Source organism: Alloactinosynnema sp. L-07 (genome assembly GCF_900070365.1).
Classification (GTDB): Bacteria; Actinomycetota; Actinomycetes; order Mycobacteriales; family Pseudonocardiaceae; genus Actinokineospora.
In genome coordinates, this window is sequence record NZ_LN850107.1 from 2,336,736 (window position 1) to 2,350,724 (window position 13,989).

A 13,989-nucleotide genomic window follows, 5' to 3' on the forward strand; every position below is an offset into this window, starting at 1 on the left:
GCTGTGCCGCACGGATCCCGTGCGGCACAGCTGATCGTGAGTCACCGCCAGGGCGGCGCGGGACGACAGACAGGCAGTTCGCTAGTCCGTGACCCATGGTCGAACATCTGGGTGCCGTCCGGGGTTTCGTAGCAGTCGTCGGTCCACGCGGGATCGTTGACGCTGTCGAGCAGTAAGCCCGCACTGTCGTAGGCGCGGACGATCGCGCGTCGCGGCGACTCCGGGATCGACCAGGTCGCCGGGTGCACGAAGCGGGCCAAGTAGGTGCGGTTGGCGATCACGGCTTCGACGGTCTGTCCCCCGACGGTGACCCTCACCTTGGCGATGTCCGGGCTGATCCGGCCGCCGACCAGTTCGGTGCCCCGCGCGCCTGGGCGCTTTCCTGGCGCACCGCCCGCGTCGCCGCCCGCGGACGCGGTGTCGACGTCGATGCTCACGTGGCCGGGCAGCCAGCCCACGTCGGGCACCCCGCTGAACCCGCCGTCGAACGGCGTCTCAGGACCGCCGATCTCGCAGTACACGACGCTGGACCTGGTGTAGAGCAGCGCGAGCCTGCCCGCGTCGTCGGCGATCAGGTTGAAGACCTGGGCGCCGCTGGCACATCCCTGCTCCATTCGCGCCCGCTCCGCCGAGTCGAGTCCGGGGATCACCGGCACCGGTGGGCCCGCGGCCGACGTCGCGCCGGGTGGGCCCGCAGTAGGCCCGCCGCGCTGCGGCAACAGGAAGACCACCGCCAGGGCCACGGCACCGAGCGCGCCCGCGGCGCTGAGGGCTGGGACCCAGCGGGTGCGCTTGGTGCGCATCGCGCGCTGGAGGTCGGCACGGATGGCCAGGTGGCGGTCGAGCGGCAGGTCGCGCTCGACGGGGGGCGTGGTGTTCATCGTTCCTCCGAGATGGCGACGGTGAGTGGCTGGGCGTTGGCGACCAGGCGGGTCAGCCGGGATCTGGCCTTGCTGACCCTGGCCCGGACGCTGCCTTCGGCGATGCCAAGGACGGCGGCGGCCTCGGCGTAGGAGACCTCCGACCACACGCACAGGGCGAGGGCTTCGCGTTCGTTGCGGGGCAGCTTGTTCACCGCCGCCAGCAGGTCGGCCATCCGCCGTTGGTCGTCGACGCGGTCGGCGACCTGGTCGGCGTGGTCCGGGATCGGCGGGTCGGGCTGGAGCTTGTCGAACAGCCGGACCCGCCGGGCCAACGTCCGCCGCCAGTTCCGCACCTCGTTGGTCGCCACCGCCAGCAGCCACGGCCGGGCGGACTCGTTCTCCAACACCACGCTGTCGCGTTTGCGCCAGGCCATGAGAAACGTGTTCTGCAGGTGTTCCTCCGCCGCCGCCCACGACGCGGTGAGTCGGAAGCAGTGGTTGTAGACCGCTTTCGCGTGGCGGTCGAACAGTGTGCCGAAGGCCGACTCGTCCCCGGACGCCGCTCGTGACCACAGGACGCGGTCATCTGGGTCATGGACCCGCTCGGTCATCATTCCCCTTAGTGACCGGCAGCGGCACAAGTGTTGCCAAGGCTACGCGCGGGAGCGGGCCGTCCGGGGGACGACCCGCTCCCACACTCCCCTTTTCCTAGTGCGCCGTCGCCTTCTCGGCGTGGGCACCGGTCAGCGCGCGGACCTCCATCTCCGCGTACTTGGCCGCGTCGCCGCGCTTGGAGATCACGGTGCCGAACCAGCCGAGGAAGAAGGCCAGCGGGATCGACACCAGGCCTGGGTTCTCCAGCGGGAACCAGTGGAAGTCGACACCCTTGATCATCGACTGGGTGGCCGCCGTCGCGGGCTTGCCCGACACCGCGGGCGAGAACACGATCAGCACGATGCTGGAGATCAGACCGCCGTAGATGCTCCACAGGGCGCCGGAGGTGTTGAACCGCTTCCAGAACAGCGAGTACACGATGGTCGGCAGGTTCGCCGAGGCCGCGACCGCGAAGGCCAGCGCCACCAGGAACGCGATATTCTGTCCATTCGCGACGATTCCGCCGACGATGGCGACCGCGCCGATCACCACCGCGGTGATCCGGGCGACGCGGATTTCCTGGGCCTTGTCGTCTACCTTGCCCTTCTTGATGATGTTGGCGTAGATGTCGTGGGCGAACGACGCCGACGCGGTGATCGTCAGGCCCGCGACCACGGCCAGGATGGTGGCGAAGGCGACCGCGGCGATCAGGCCCAGCAGGACCGGCCCGCCCAGTGCCTCGGCCAGCAGCGGCGCCGCCGAGTTCGCCTTGCCGGGAGCGGCCTTGATGGCGTCGGGGCCGACGAGCGCGCCCGCGCCGTAGCCCAGGACCAGGGTGAACAGGTAGAAGATGCCGATCAGCCAGATCGCCCACACCACCGAGCGGCGCGCTTCCTTGGCGTTGGGCACGGTGTAGAAGCGCATCAGGATGTGCGGCAGGCCCGCGGTGCCCAGCACCAGCGCCAGGCCAAGGGAGACGAAGTCGAGCTTGCTGGTCTCGGTCTTGCCGTACTGGGCACCCGGGTTGAGCACGGCCTCGGTGCCCGCGCTCTCCACCGCGCCGCCGAGGACGGCGGACAGGTTGAACCCGAACTTCGCCAGCACCCACAGCGACATGGCGAGCGCGCCGGTGATGAGCAGCGCGGCCTTGATGATCTGCACCCACGTGGTGCCCTTCATACCACCGACCAGCACATACACGATCATGATCACGCCGACGAGGGTGATGACCACGGCCTGCCCGGTCTTGCTGGTGATGCCCAGCAGCAGGGCGACGAGCCCGCCCGCACCGGCCATCTGGGCCAGCAGGTAGAAGAACGAGACGACCAAAGTGGACGTCGCGGCGGCGGCCCGCACCGGGCGCTGGCGCATCCGGAAGGCGAGCACGTCACCCATCGTGTACTTACCGGTGTTGCGCAGCAGTTCCGCGACGAGCAGCAGCGCGACGAGCCAGGCGACGAGGAACCCGATGGAGTAGAGGAAGCCGTCATAGCCGTTGAGGGCGATGGCACCGGCGATGCCGAGGAACGACGCGGCCGACAGGTAGTCACCGGAGATGGCGACGCCGTTCTGCGGGCCGGTGAAGGAGCGGCCGCCCGCGTAGTAGTCGGCGGCGGTCTTGGTGTTGCGGCTGGCCCGGAACACCACGACCAGCGTGATCGCGACGAACAGGCCGAAGATCGCCATGTTGAGGACGGGGTTGTTGCCCGCCACCTGCGCGGCCAGCGTCATGACAGGTCTCCCTCGATCTCGTGGCGGATCTTCTCCGCGGCGGGGTCGAGGTGTTTGGTCGCGTGCCGCACATACAGCGCGGTGATCCCGAAGGTGGTGACGAACTGCAGCAGGCCCAGCACGAGGCCGACGTTGATGTTGCCCCACAGCTTGGTCGACATGAAGCCGTGCGCGTAGTCGGCCAGCAGCACGTAAGCCATGTACCAGACGAAGAACAGCGCGGTCATCGGGAAGACGAACCGACGCAGGCGCCTGCGCAATGACACGAACTCCGGGCTGGCTTGGATCTCGGTCCAGGCCGGGTGCTGGTCCGGCGGGCGGACCTCGGGTTCGGTGACTGTCATCGCGGCCTCCGTCATGGGGATCGGGTTTCCCGTGACCGTAGGAAGATCCCGCCGCGAAGAACCCGTCAGCGGCCCAGACGTCGAGTGATGCGACGAACGGCCGACGAACGGCGGGCTTGCCAGGATGAGTGGCCCAGGTCACGTCCGGAGTCCGGGCGGGTGGGCTGCTGCTCGCCGAGGTGCAGGCGCAGCATCGCCGCAGCGGCCCAGGACGGCGGACGGCCCAACAGCGATACTCCGATCATCGTAGCGAAAGCCAGCGGCACCGACCACGGCGCGGGCTGGGCGACCAGGATCGCTTGCCAGCCGGACAGTTCACCGCCGAACAGGGTCGCCGCGATCGCGCCCGCCGAGGCGAGCAGGCCGACGGTGACCCCCGCGATCGCGCCCGCCTTCGTCAGCCGCGACCACCAGATACCCAGCACCAACAGCGGGCAGAACGTCGACGCGGCGACCGTGAAACCCCAGGTGACCAGTACGCCCGCGTCAATGCGAGCCGAGGGCAGGGCGAGCATGACCACGACCGCGGCGGCGGCGAACACCGTGCCACGCAACCGATTCAGACCGCCGGGAAGCAGGTCGTGGGCGATGGCGCCGGAGACGACGAGCAGCAGGCCGAGCGAGGTGGCGAGGAACGCGGCGAAGGCGCCCGCGGTGAGCAGACCGGTGAACACGTTGCCCCAGCCGCCGACCTCCACTTGGGACGGCAGGGCGACCACGGCGGTGTCGGTGGTGCCCGCCAGGTAGAGCTGCGGCACGAGGACCTTCGCCAGCGTCCCGTAGACACCGGGCAGGAGGTAGAAGATGCTGAGCAGTCCCACCGTGATCGCGGCGGTGCGGCGCGCGGCGCGTCCGTCGGGGCTGGTGTGGAAGCGGACGAGCACGTGCGGCAGTCCCATGGTGCCGAGCATGGTGGCGATCAGGATCGCCCAGGTGCCCAGCAGCGGGTAGCCCGCGTGCCGCAGGTCGAGCAGGGGCCGCTGCCAGCCGGGGCCGCCGGGCGCCGCGCCGCCGCGCGGCAGGGGCACGGGGGTTCCCTCGGCGAAGACGAGCGTGGTGCCCGCGGGTGCGCGCAGTTCACCCGCGGGCAGGGTCTCGCGGGCGCCGTCCTGGCGGATCACCTCCGTCGGTTCCCGCAGTTCGAGGGTGACGTCGACCTGGAAGTCGACCGGCGTGTCCTTGGTGAAGTGGGTGAACTCCACCGGGTGCACGGCCTCGTGTCGCACCGCCGGGCCCGCCTGGATGAGCAGCCAGATCGCCGGGACGATGAACAGGATCAGCTTGAGATAGAACTGGAACGCCTGGACATAGGTGGCCGCGCGCATCCCGCCCAGGGCGAGAGTGATGCTGACTGCCGCCGCGGCGATGACCACACCGACCCAGTACTGACTGCCACTGACCGCCGACAGGACGAGCCCGGACGTGCGGAACTGCGGCACCAGGTACAGCCCGCCGATCACCAGCACGACCACGGCCGAGAGCTTGCGCAGCGAGTGCGACGCCAGCCGCGCCACGGCGAAGTCGGGCACGGTCAGCGCGCCGGAGCGGCGCATCGGGGCGGCCACCAGCACCAGCATCGCCACGTAGCCCGCGGTGAACCCGACCGGGTACCACAGCGCGCCCATGCCGTCCTTGACCACGAGTCCGGCCACGCCGAGGAACGACGCGGCCGACAGGTACTCCCCCGACACCGCCGCCGAGTTCAGCAGCGGCGAGACCCGCCGGGAAGCGACGAGGAAGTCCGAGGTGGTGCGCATGGCGGCGATGCCGCGCAGTCCGATGAGGAGCGTGACGAGCACGACCGGGGCGACCGACAGGAACGCGATCATGCCTAGTCGTCTTCGACTTGTTCGGCCCGGCGCAGCTGCCAGGCCGCCAGACCGACCATCAGCGGGTAGGGCAGCGTGGCCATGGCCAGCCACGACACCGGGATGCCCAGCAGCCGCACGTCGTCGAGCCCGGGGAACGCGGCCAGCAGCGCTGGCAACCCGAGCAGCACGACGACCAGCAGGATCAGCGGCAGCAACGCCCGCCTGCGCTGAGCGGTGTAGATCCGCATGGCGTGCTGCACGTCAGACGGGTCCAGCACCGGCGGCCGCCACGCGGTGAGCACCCGGCGGCGCGCGTGCGCCAGCCGCGTCTGGGGGCTGGTGACCGCGACCCGGCGCGAGGGCATCAGGCCCGCCCGCCGAGCTCGCCGCGCTGCGCCGCGCGCAGCAGCCGTTCCCGCAGCTCACGGGCGTGTCGACGGCTCACCGGCACGTCGCCGAGGTCGGTGTGGGCCAGCATCCCGCCGACCGAGTCGCTGCGCAGCTCCCGGACCGCGTCGATGGCCACCAGGTAGCCGCGGTGCACGCGCGCGAACCCGGCGTTCTCCCAGTACTCCAGCAGCCGGGAGATCGGCATCCGCACCAGGTGAACGCCGCCGCGGGTGTGCAGGCGCACGTAGTCGCCCTGCGCCTCGACGAACTCGACGTCGGTGCGCCGCACGTAGCGGATGCGGCCGTCGGCCTCCACCGGCAGCACCGGCATCGCGTCCGGCTTGGTCGACTCCGGTGCGGCGGGCGCCGCGGTCTTGTCCACAGGCGCCGGGGTCACCATCCGGGCCACCCGCGACATCGTGGCGGCGAGGCGTTCGGCGCGCACGGGTTTGAGCAGGTAGTCGACCGCGCCGATGCCGTAGGCCGACACCGCGTGCCCGTCGTAGGCGGTGACGAAGACGATCACCGGCGGCTTGCTCAGCTTCGACAGCAGCGAGGCCAGCTCCAGCCCGTTCATCCCGGGCATGGAGATGTCGAGGAACACCGCGTCGAACTGGCCGCCCTCGATCAGCCGCAGCGCGGTCAGCGCGTCGCCCGCCGCGGTGACGTCGGCGACCTCCGGAGCCGCGCGCAGCAACCTGCACAGCTCATCGAGCGCCGCCTTGACGTCGTCGACCGCGAGTACCCGCATCACCGCGTCACCCCCGGCTGGAACACCGGCACGCGCACGACGATCCGGGTGCCCGCCTCGGGCGCGGTCTCCACCACCAGGCCGTACCACGCACCGTAGACATTCCTCAGTCGACGGTCCACATTGGCCAGTCCGATGCTGCCCGCGCGGCCGTGGCCGGCCAGGATCGCCTCGGCCACCGCGGGGTCCATCCCCACCCCGTCGTCCTCCACGCTGATCACGCAGTCGTTGCCCTCCGCCTCGCCGCGCACCTGCACGACGCCGTCGCCCGCGCGGGGCTCGATGCCGTGTCGGACCGCGTTCTCCACCAATGGCTGCAACACCAGATAAGGGATGGTCACGGCCAGGACCTCCGGGGCGACCCGGATCTGCACCCGCAGCCGGTCGCCGAGCACCGCGCGCTGCAGCGCCAGGTAGGTCTCGATGGCGTGGAACTCGTCGGCCAGGGTGGTGAACTCGCCGTGGCTGGCCAGGCTGTAGCGGTTGTAGTCGGCGAAGTCGAGCATCAGCTCGCGGGACCGCTCGGGGTCGGAGTGCACCAGCGAGGCGATCACGGTCAGCGCGTTGTAGACGAAGTGCGGGGAGATCTCCGCCCGCAGCGCCCGCAGCTCGGCCTGGGCGGCGTACTCGGCCGAGGCCTCCAGCCGGGCCCGCTCCAGCGCCGCGACGATCCACTCGGCCACCTCGCGGATCGCCGACGCCCGACCCGCGCCGAAGATGATCAGCACCCCCGCGAGTTCGTCGTGGACATGCAGCGGCAACACCAGCAGCGGCGAGCGGCCCGCCCTGGTCTCGGTGTGCATGACCTCCTGCATGAGGGCCGCGACCCGGTCGACCGGGGCGGCCTTGCCCGACCAGACCGGCTGCCCCGACAGGTCGGCCAGGGCCACGCCCTCGACGTCGAGCAGCTTGCGCACGCCGCGCGCGACCTGGCGGACCCGGGTACCCGCCAGCCCATCGGACAGATCGTCGGCGATCTGGCGGGCGGTACCCAGCACAGCGGCGGCATCGGCCCGGGACGCCCATGGCGACCAGGACCGTGTCGGCGGCTGCGCTGGCACGGACATGGGACGATGTTAGGGGACGGTCGCCCGCGCGCCACCACTCATCGACCGTTCGTCCCCCGCCCCGCACCGTCCGTCGCCGTGGCCCCACCTGGGCTCGGCCCGTTCCTAACGTTGGCGGCCACCGACGGGCATTTGCGGGAGCAGCAATGGACTCACAGACCTTGGCCAACCTGATGGACGAACGGCGCACCTTCGCCCCAAGCGCGCAGTTCCGCGCCTCGGCGAACGCCACCGCCCAGCTCTACGCGGAAGCCGATACCGACCGCGACGCCTTCTGGGCCACCCAGGCCAGGCGGCTGAGCTGGGCGACCGAGTGGTCCCAGGTCCTGGACTGGTCCGACGCGCCGTTCGCCAAGTGGTTCGTCGGCGGCACCCTCAACGTCGCCTACAACTGCGTGGACCGCCACGTCGAGGCGGGCTTGGGCGACCGGGTGGCGATCCACTGGGAGGGCGAGGGCGCCGACACCCGCACCATCACCTACCGCGACCTGCGACAAGAGGTGTCGAGGACCGCCAACGGCCTCGCCTCCCTGGGTCTGGTCGCGGGCGATCGGGTGGCGATCCAACTCCCGATGATCCCCGAGGCCGTGTTCGCGATGCTCGCCTGCGCCCGCCTTGGCCTGGTCCACTCGGTCGTCTTCGGCGGCTTCTCCCCTACCGCGCTGCGCTCGCGCATCGACGACGCCCAGGCCAGGGTCCTGATCACGGCCGACGGCCAGTTCCGCCGAGGCGGCGCGGTGCCGATGAAGGCAGGTGTCGACGAGGCACTGGCCGACACCCCGTCGATCGAGCATGTCGTGGTGGTTCGGCGCACCGGCTCCACTGTGGACTGGACGGAGGGCCGTGACCTGTGGTGGCACGACCTGGTCGACCACCAGCCCGACACCCACACCCCGCAGGCGTTTGATGCCGAGCACCCGCTGTTCATCCTCTACACCTCAGGCACCACCGGGAATCCGAAAGGCATCCTGCACACCAGCGGCGGCTACCTGACGCAGGCCGCCTACACCCACAACGTGGTCTTCGACTTCAAACCGGAGACTGATGTCTACTGGTGCACCGCCGACATCGGCTGGGTGACCGGCCACTCTTACATCGTGTACGGCCCACTCGCCAACGGCGCCACCCAGGTGATCTACGAGGGCACCCCAGACACCCCACACCAGGGCCGCCACTGGGAGATCATCCAGAAGTACGGGGTGTCGGTGTATTACACGGCCCCGACCCTGATCCGCACCTTCATGAAGTGGGGCGACTCGATCCCCGCCGAGTACGACCTGACATCGCTGCGGGTCCTCGGCAGCGTCGGCGAGCCGATCAACCCCGAAGCCTGGATGTGGTACCGCGAACACGTCGGCGATGACCGCTGCCCCATCGTGGACACCTGGTGGCAAACCGAAACCGGCGCCATGATGATCAGCCCACTCCCAGGGGTGACCTCAACCAAGCCAGGGTCCGCGCAGCGCGCACTACCGGGAATCAGCGCCACCGTCGTGGACGACTCAGGCACCCCGGTCGGCCCGGGCGGCGGCGGCTACCTGGTCCTTGACAAGCCCTGGCCCGCGATGCTGCGGGGCATCTGGGGCGACGAGGACCGCTTCCGCGAGACCTACTGGTCCCGCTTCGCCGACCAGGGCTTCTACTTCGCAGGCGACGGCGCCAAATACGACGCCGACGGCGACATTTGGCTACTGGGCCGGGTGGACGACGTGATGAACGTGTCCGGCCACCGAATCTCCACCACAGAGGTCGAGTCCGCCCTGGTCTCCCACCCAAGCGTCGCCGAGGCAGCGGTAGTCGGCGCGGCGGATGAGACCACCGGCCAGGGCATCGTCGCCTTCGTCATCCTGCGCGGCGGCGCCGAGGGTGCGGTGCAGGAACTACGAGATCACGTGGCCAAGGAAATCGGCCCAATCGCCAAACCACGCCAAGTGCTCGTCGTGCCAGAACTCCCGAAAACCCGCTCCGGCAAGATCATGCGAAGGCTTCTCCGCGACATCGCCGAAAACCGCGAAGTAGGCGACACAACCACCCTGGCCGACAGCTCGGTAATGGACCAAATCGCAAAGGGTCTGAGCTAAAAACCCACCCAAGGCAGGGCCCCCGAAAACGCGACGGTCCGTACGGAACGGCCTGTTTGGGTGGTTCGCCTTGATTTGGGGGAAATGGGCCTAAAATCGCGGTGCGGGTGAGGTTCCTTGAGCTCGCCTTTTGACCCGCACAGGCCCATTTCTAGGGGCCCCAAATCAAGGCGAACCACCCAAACAGGCGCCCACCAGCAAACTGGCCCACCTGCGGACTAGCACTGGGCCGATCCACCGAGCCGATCCACCGCGACGGACCTAGAGTCGAGGGACGAGCCGAAGGAGGTAAGCCAGATGAGTGGACGAGTCGTGCACTTCGAGATCCCGTTCGACGACGGCGACCGGGCCAGGGCCTTCTACCAGGAGGTGTTCGGCTGGCAGATCCAAGAGATGCCCGAGATGAACTACACGATGGTGTCCACCGGACCCAGCGGCGAACAGGGACCGACCGAGTCCGGGTACATCAACGGCGGCATGATGGCCAGGGCAGGCGGCCAGTGGTCCCCCACCCCGGTCCTCGTGGTCGACGTCGCCAGCATCGATGACGCGCTGACCGAGGTCGGCAAGCGCGGCGGCAAGACGGTGACCGAGAAGATGGCGGTCGGCGACATGGGATTCGCGGCGTACTTCACTGATCCCGAGGGCAATGTGATGGGTCTGTGGGAGACCGCGAAGGCGTAACTCAGCAGGCATCCTCAACTCACGTGCCTTGTCCGACGTTGGGGTGGCGGCGCCGTGACCTGATGGAGTGGGGCGGGCACACCGCGTAGGGTGTGGAAGATCGACCCCCGAGGAGGCCACCGTGGCACGTCTGCGCCCTGAACTGCTCGCTACCGTCGCCGAGCGGATCACCGCCGCGATGGGTGGTGAGCAGGTCGCGCAGGCGGTCACCCGCTTCCTGACCAACACCGCCGAGACCACGGTGTCCGAGCAGCCCGACGGCACCACGTACGTGATCACCGGCGACATCCCGGCGATGTGGCTGCGCGACTCGGCCGCGCAGCTGCGTCCGCTGCTCTACCTGGTGGAAGAGGCGCCGGAGCTGGTCAAGCTGCTGACCGGGCTGCTGCTGCGGCAGTGGCGCTACATCACGATCGACCCGTACGCCAACGCGTTCAACCTCGAACCCAACGGCCGGGGCCACCACTCCGACCGCACGAAGATGGATCCGATCGTGTGGGAGCGCAAGTTCGAGATCGACTCGCTGACCTACGGCATCGACTTCGCCTACCTGCTGTGGAAGGCGACCGGCAGCACGGACTGGTGTGAGTCAACCTTCCGCACGGCCGCGCGCCGGATCGTGGACACCTTCACCGTCGAGCAGGACCACGAGACCCGCTCGCACTACCGGTTCCGCCGCGGCGGCTGGTTCGCCCATGGCCGCAACACGCTGGGACGCTTCGGCAAGGGCAGGCTGACGAAGCCCACTGGCCTGGTGTGGAGCGGGTTCCGGCCCAGCGACGACGCCTGCGACCTGGGTTTCAACATCCCCGGCAACTTCTACGCCGCCCGCGCGATGCGCCAGCTCGGCGAGATCGCCCGCGAGCTGCTCGACGACGACGCCCTCGCCGCCGACGCCGACCGCCTGCACCGGGAGATGACCGCGGGCTTGGCCGCGCACGCCACGGTGACCGGCCCGCGCGGCACGAAGGTCTACGCCTACGAGGTCGACGGCTTCGGCCGGTCGGTGTTGCTCGATGACGCCAACGTGCCCAGCCTGCTGTCGCTGCCGTACCTGGGCTGTGTCGACGCGCTCGACCCGGTATATGTGGCCACCCGCGAGTTCCTGCTGAGCCCGGACAACCCGTACTACTTCGACGGTACCGCGGCCGCCGGGATCGGCAGCCCGCACACGCCGTCGAACTACGTCTGGCCAATCGCGTTGAGCGTGCAGGGGCTGACGGCGACGACCAAGCAGGAGCAGGAGGACATCTTGGCGCTGCTGCTGGCGACCACGGGCGGCACCGGCATGATGCACGAGAGCTTCGACGTCAACAATCCCAACAGGTTCACCCGCGAGTGGTTCTCCTGGGCGAACTCGATGTTCTGCGAACTAGCTCTCGTCCACTGTGGATTCCGGCTGGCCGGTGGACAGAGTCCCGACTACCTGCCCTGAGTTCTCCGCGAACGCCTTCACCGCGGCCAGGGTGTAGTCGATGGAGTGGGTGTTGAAGCCGGGCCGGTCGGTCCGGCCGGTCACCTTCGGTCCCAGGAAGCGGCGGATGAACCAGCTGCCGACCCGGTACCAGTTCTCGGTGAGCACGCAGCCGGTGGCGGTCGGTTCCAGCACGTAGGACCATCGCGACACGCGCACGCCGAAGGGGCTGCGCACGTCGAAGGTCAGCAGCCGCTCTGGCACGCACTCGACGACGGTGGCGTTGGTGTGCCATTCGCGTTCGCCGTTGCGGTTGGTGCCGCGGAAGCGGGCGCCGACGGCAGGCCCGGTGCCGTCGACCCAGTGTCCGCCGACGTTCTCCGGGCTGAACCGGCCCATGTTGGGCAGGTCGGAGACCAGGCCCCACACGACATCGGCTCCGACCGCGATGGTCTTGCTCCGCGAAATCGTTGGCTCCACGGGGAAACGGTAGCCACGCCGCGGACCGCGGGACAACGGCCGCGGCGCAACACCGCACGGATGGAGCGGGTCAGGCGGAACGGCGGCGCAGCGCCACGATCCCGCCGCCCGCGAGCAGCACCACGAGCCCGCCGATGGCCCACGGCCACCACGGGGTCGACTCGGTCTCGGCCGCGACGGGCTGGGTGGCGGGCTGGGTCGTCGGGGCGACAGTGGTCGGCGCCAGGGTGGTCGTGGTGGTCGGCGGCGGTGTCGTGGTGGTCGGGATCGCCGCCGGGCTCAGGGTGAAGGTGTAGCTGTTGGACGTGGCGTCGCCGTCGTGGCCGGTGACCTTGTAGGCGACCTTGTACGCGCCCGCGACCGTCGGGGTGAACGGCACCGTCGCGGTCACCCCAGCCACCTGCACCGCGCCCGCGGCCGCCGCGCCGTCCGGACCGGTGATCGTCACCGTCGTGGTGGCGGGGGTGAGCGCCTCGGCGAAGGTCAGCGCGACCGCGGCCGGGGCCGCGTCGAGGGTGGCGCCCGCGGCGGGGGTGCTCGACTTGAGCGAGTTGTGCGCGAGCGCGGGGGTCGCGGTGGCCAGGACGAGCGCCACGGCGATGAGCAGGGCGCGGGCGGTGCGGGTCATGCGGGGAGCCTCTCGGTCGGGCGGTCGAGCGTCAAGCCGCCGCGCTGTCTGAGTGGTCGTCGGCGAGGACCCGCCGGTTCCCGGGGAGAAGAACGCGCATCCGGGTCGAGCGCACAGCATTGCCGGTCCTTCTCTGCTGCGGAACCTGCCCGGACGGACACGCTGTGCGCATGGATGCGACCTCCGACGTTGCGATCGCGCTCGCGGACTCCGGACCGGAGTCGACACTCCCGTTGGTGCTCAGCGCCGGCCAGGCAGGTATGTCCCTCGCGTCCTATCTCGCCGCTGAACGCGAGACCGTGCGCTCCCGGCTGCGGACCACCGGGGCCGTGCTGCTGCGCGGCTTCGAGGTCGGCGGGGTGGACGGGTTCGACCGGGTGGTGCGCGCGCTGTCGGGCACCCCGCTGACCTACGCGGAGCGGTCCTCGCCGCGCAGCACCATCAAAGGGCAGGTCTACACCTCGACGGACTACCCGCCGAGTGAGGAGATCTTCCTGCACAACGAGAACTCCTACCAGGCCACGTGGCCGCTGACGCTGTTCTTCTACTGCATGCAGCCGCCCATGACGCTGGGCTCGACTCCCCTGGCCGACATCCGCCAGGTCTACGCCGCGATCGACCCTGCGGTGCGCGACGAGTTCGCCCGGCGCGGGTGGATGGTGGTGCGCAACTTCATCGCCGGCGTCGGTGTGCCGTGGCAGCAGGCGTTCAACACCGAGGACCGCGCCCAGGTCGAGGCGTACTGCGCGCGCACCGGGGTCGAGGTCGAGTGGGTGGGCCGAACCGGCCTGCGCACCAGGGCCCGCCGCCAGGCCGTGCACACCCACCCGGTGACCGGCGAGACCGTCTGGTTCAACCACCTGGCCTTCTTCCACGTGACCACGCTCGCCGAGGACGTCTGCGCGGGCCTGCGGGAGATGTTCGACGAGGCCGACCTGCCGACCAACACCTACTACGGCGACGGCGCGCCGATCCCCGACGAGGTCGTGGCGCACCTGCGCGACTGCTACCGCGCCGCCCAGCGCCGGTTCGACTGGCGTCTGGACGACGTGCTGGTGGTGGACAACATGCTCGCCGCGCACGGCCGGGAGCCGTTCACCGGGCCGCGCAAGATCGCCGTGGCCATGGCCGAACCGTCCGCATGACCGTCC

General features: G+C 69.9%; 14 protein-coding genes. 4 read left to right on the plus strand and 10 right to left on the minus strand.

What is annotated here, in order from left to right; genetic code table 11:
* Positions 1-41: 41 nt before the first annotated feature.
* The 8 genes from BN1701_RS10495 to BN1701_RS10530 all read right to left on the minus strand — a co-directional run bounded on the left by BN1701_RS10495 (position 42) and on the right by BN1701_RS10530 (position 7,551).
* A complete protein-coding gene (locus BN1701_RS10495; RefSeq protein ID WP_054047837.1) occupies positions 42-881 on the minus strand; it encodes a hypothetical protein in 840 nt (279 codons plus the stop codon).
* Complete coding sequence (locus BN1701_RS10500; RefSeq protein ID WP_054055759.1) at positions 878-1,474, minus strand: RNA polymerase sigma factor; 597 nt, start codon at positions 1,472-1,474, stop codon at positions 878-880. Before BN1701_RS10500 ends, BN1701_RS10495 begins: the two co-directional genes overlap by 4 nt.
* A gap of 97 nt (positions 1,475-1,571) precedes the next feature.
* Positions 1,572-3,188, minus strand: a complete 1,617-nt coding sequence (locus tag BN1701_RS10505) for a cation acetate symporter (RefSeq protein ID WP_054047839.1) — start codon at positions 3,186-3,188, stop codon at positions 1,572-1,574.
* A complete protein-coding gene (locus BN1701_RS10510; RefSeq protein WP_054055760.1) occupies positions 3,185-3,532 on the minus strand; it encodes a DUF485 domain-containing protein in 348 nt (115 codons plus the stop codon). The genes BN1701_RS10505 and BN1701_RS10510 overlap by 4 nt, the downstream gene beginning before the upstream one ends.
* 65 nt (positions 3,533-3,597) lie before the next feature.
* Complete coding sequence (locus BN1701_RS10515; RefSeq protein ID WP_054047841.1) at positions 3,598-5,361, minus strand: cation acetate symporter; 1,764 nt, start codon at positions 5,359-5,361, stop codon at positions 3,598-3,600.
* A 2-nt stretch (positions 5,362-5,363) separates the two neighbouring features.
* Entirely contained in the window at positions 5,364-5,708 is a 345-nt protein-coding gene (locus tag BN1701_RS10520) for a hypothetical protein (protein WP_054047843.1), read from the minus strand.
* Positions 5,708-6,484 (minus strand): LytTR family DNA-binding domain-containing protein, encoded by a 777-nt coding sequence (locus tag BN1701_RS10525; protein ID WP_054047845.1) that lies wholly within the window; start codon positions 6,482-6,484, stop codon positions 5,708-5,710. The genes BN1701_RS10520 and BN1701_RS10525 overlap by 1 nt, the downstream gene beginning before the upstream one ends.
* On the minus strand, positions 6,484-7,551 hold the full coding sequence (locus tag BN1701_RS10530) for a sensor histidine kinase (RefSeq protein ID WP_082859770.1): 1,068 nt from the start codon (positions 7,549-7,551) through the stop codon (positions 6,484-6,486). The genes BN1701_RS10525 and BN1701_RS10530 overlap by 1 nt, the downstream gene beginning before the upstream one ends.
* A gap of 146 nt (positions 7,552-7,697) precedes the next feature.
* Between BN1701_RS10530 and acs the strand changes: the two genes are divergently transcribed.
* The 3 genes from acs (at position 7,698) to BN1701_RS10545 (ending at position 11,751) form a co-directional block, all read left to right on the plus strand.
* Positions 7,698-9,632, plus strand: coding sequence for an acetate--CoA ligase (acs, locus tag BN1701_RS10535; protein ID WP_054047847.1), 1,935 nt, complete (start codon positions 7,698-7,700; stop codon positions 9,630-9,632).
* A 297-nt stretch (positions 9,633-9,929) separates the two neighbouring features.
* A complete protein-coding gene (locus BN1701_RS10540; protein WP_054047850.1) occupies positions 9,930-10,316 on the plus strand; it encodes a VOC family protein in 387 nt (128 codons plus the stop codon).
* Between the two features lie 121 nt (positions 10,317-10,437).
* Positions 10,438-11,751, plus strand: a complete 1,314-nt coding sequence (locus tag BN1701_RS10545; RefSeq protein ID WP_082859771.1) for a glycoside hydrolase family 125 protein — start codon at positions 10,438-10,440, stop codon at positions 11,749-11,751.
* Here BN1701_RS10545 and BN1701_RS10550 read toward each other — a convergent pair.
* Positions 11,689-12,210, minus strand: coding sequence for an SRPBCC family protein (locus BN1701_RS10550; RefSeq protein ID WP_067520641.1), 522 nt, complete (start codon positions 12,208-12,210; stop codon positions 11,689-11,691). The two genes, BN1701_RS10545 and BN1701_RS10550, sit on opposite strands and share 63 nt — an antisense overlap.
* Before the next feature lie 70 nt (positions 12,211-12,280).
* On the minus strand, positions 12,281-12,838 hold the full coding sequence (locus BN1701_RS10555) for a copper resistance CopC family protein (RefSeq protein WP_054047853.1): 558 nt from the start codon (positions 12,836-12,838) through the stop codon (positions 12,281-12,283).
* Between the two features lie 170 nt (positions 12,839-13,008).
* Here BN1701_RS10555 and BN1701_RS10560 point away from each other — a divergent pair, with 170 nt between their 5' ends.
* On the plus strand, positions 13,009-13,983 hold the full coding sequence (locus BN1701_RS10560) for a TauD/TfdA family dioxygenase (protein WP_054047855.1): 975 nt from the start codon (positions 13,009-13,011) through the stop codon (positions 13,981-13,983).
* Positions 13,984-13,989 lie beyond the last annotated feature (6 nt).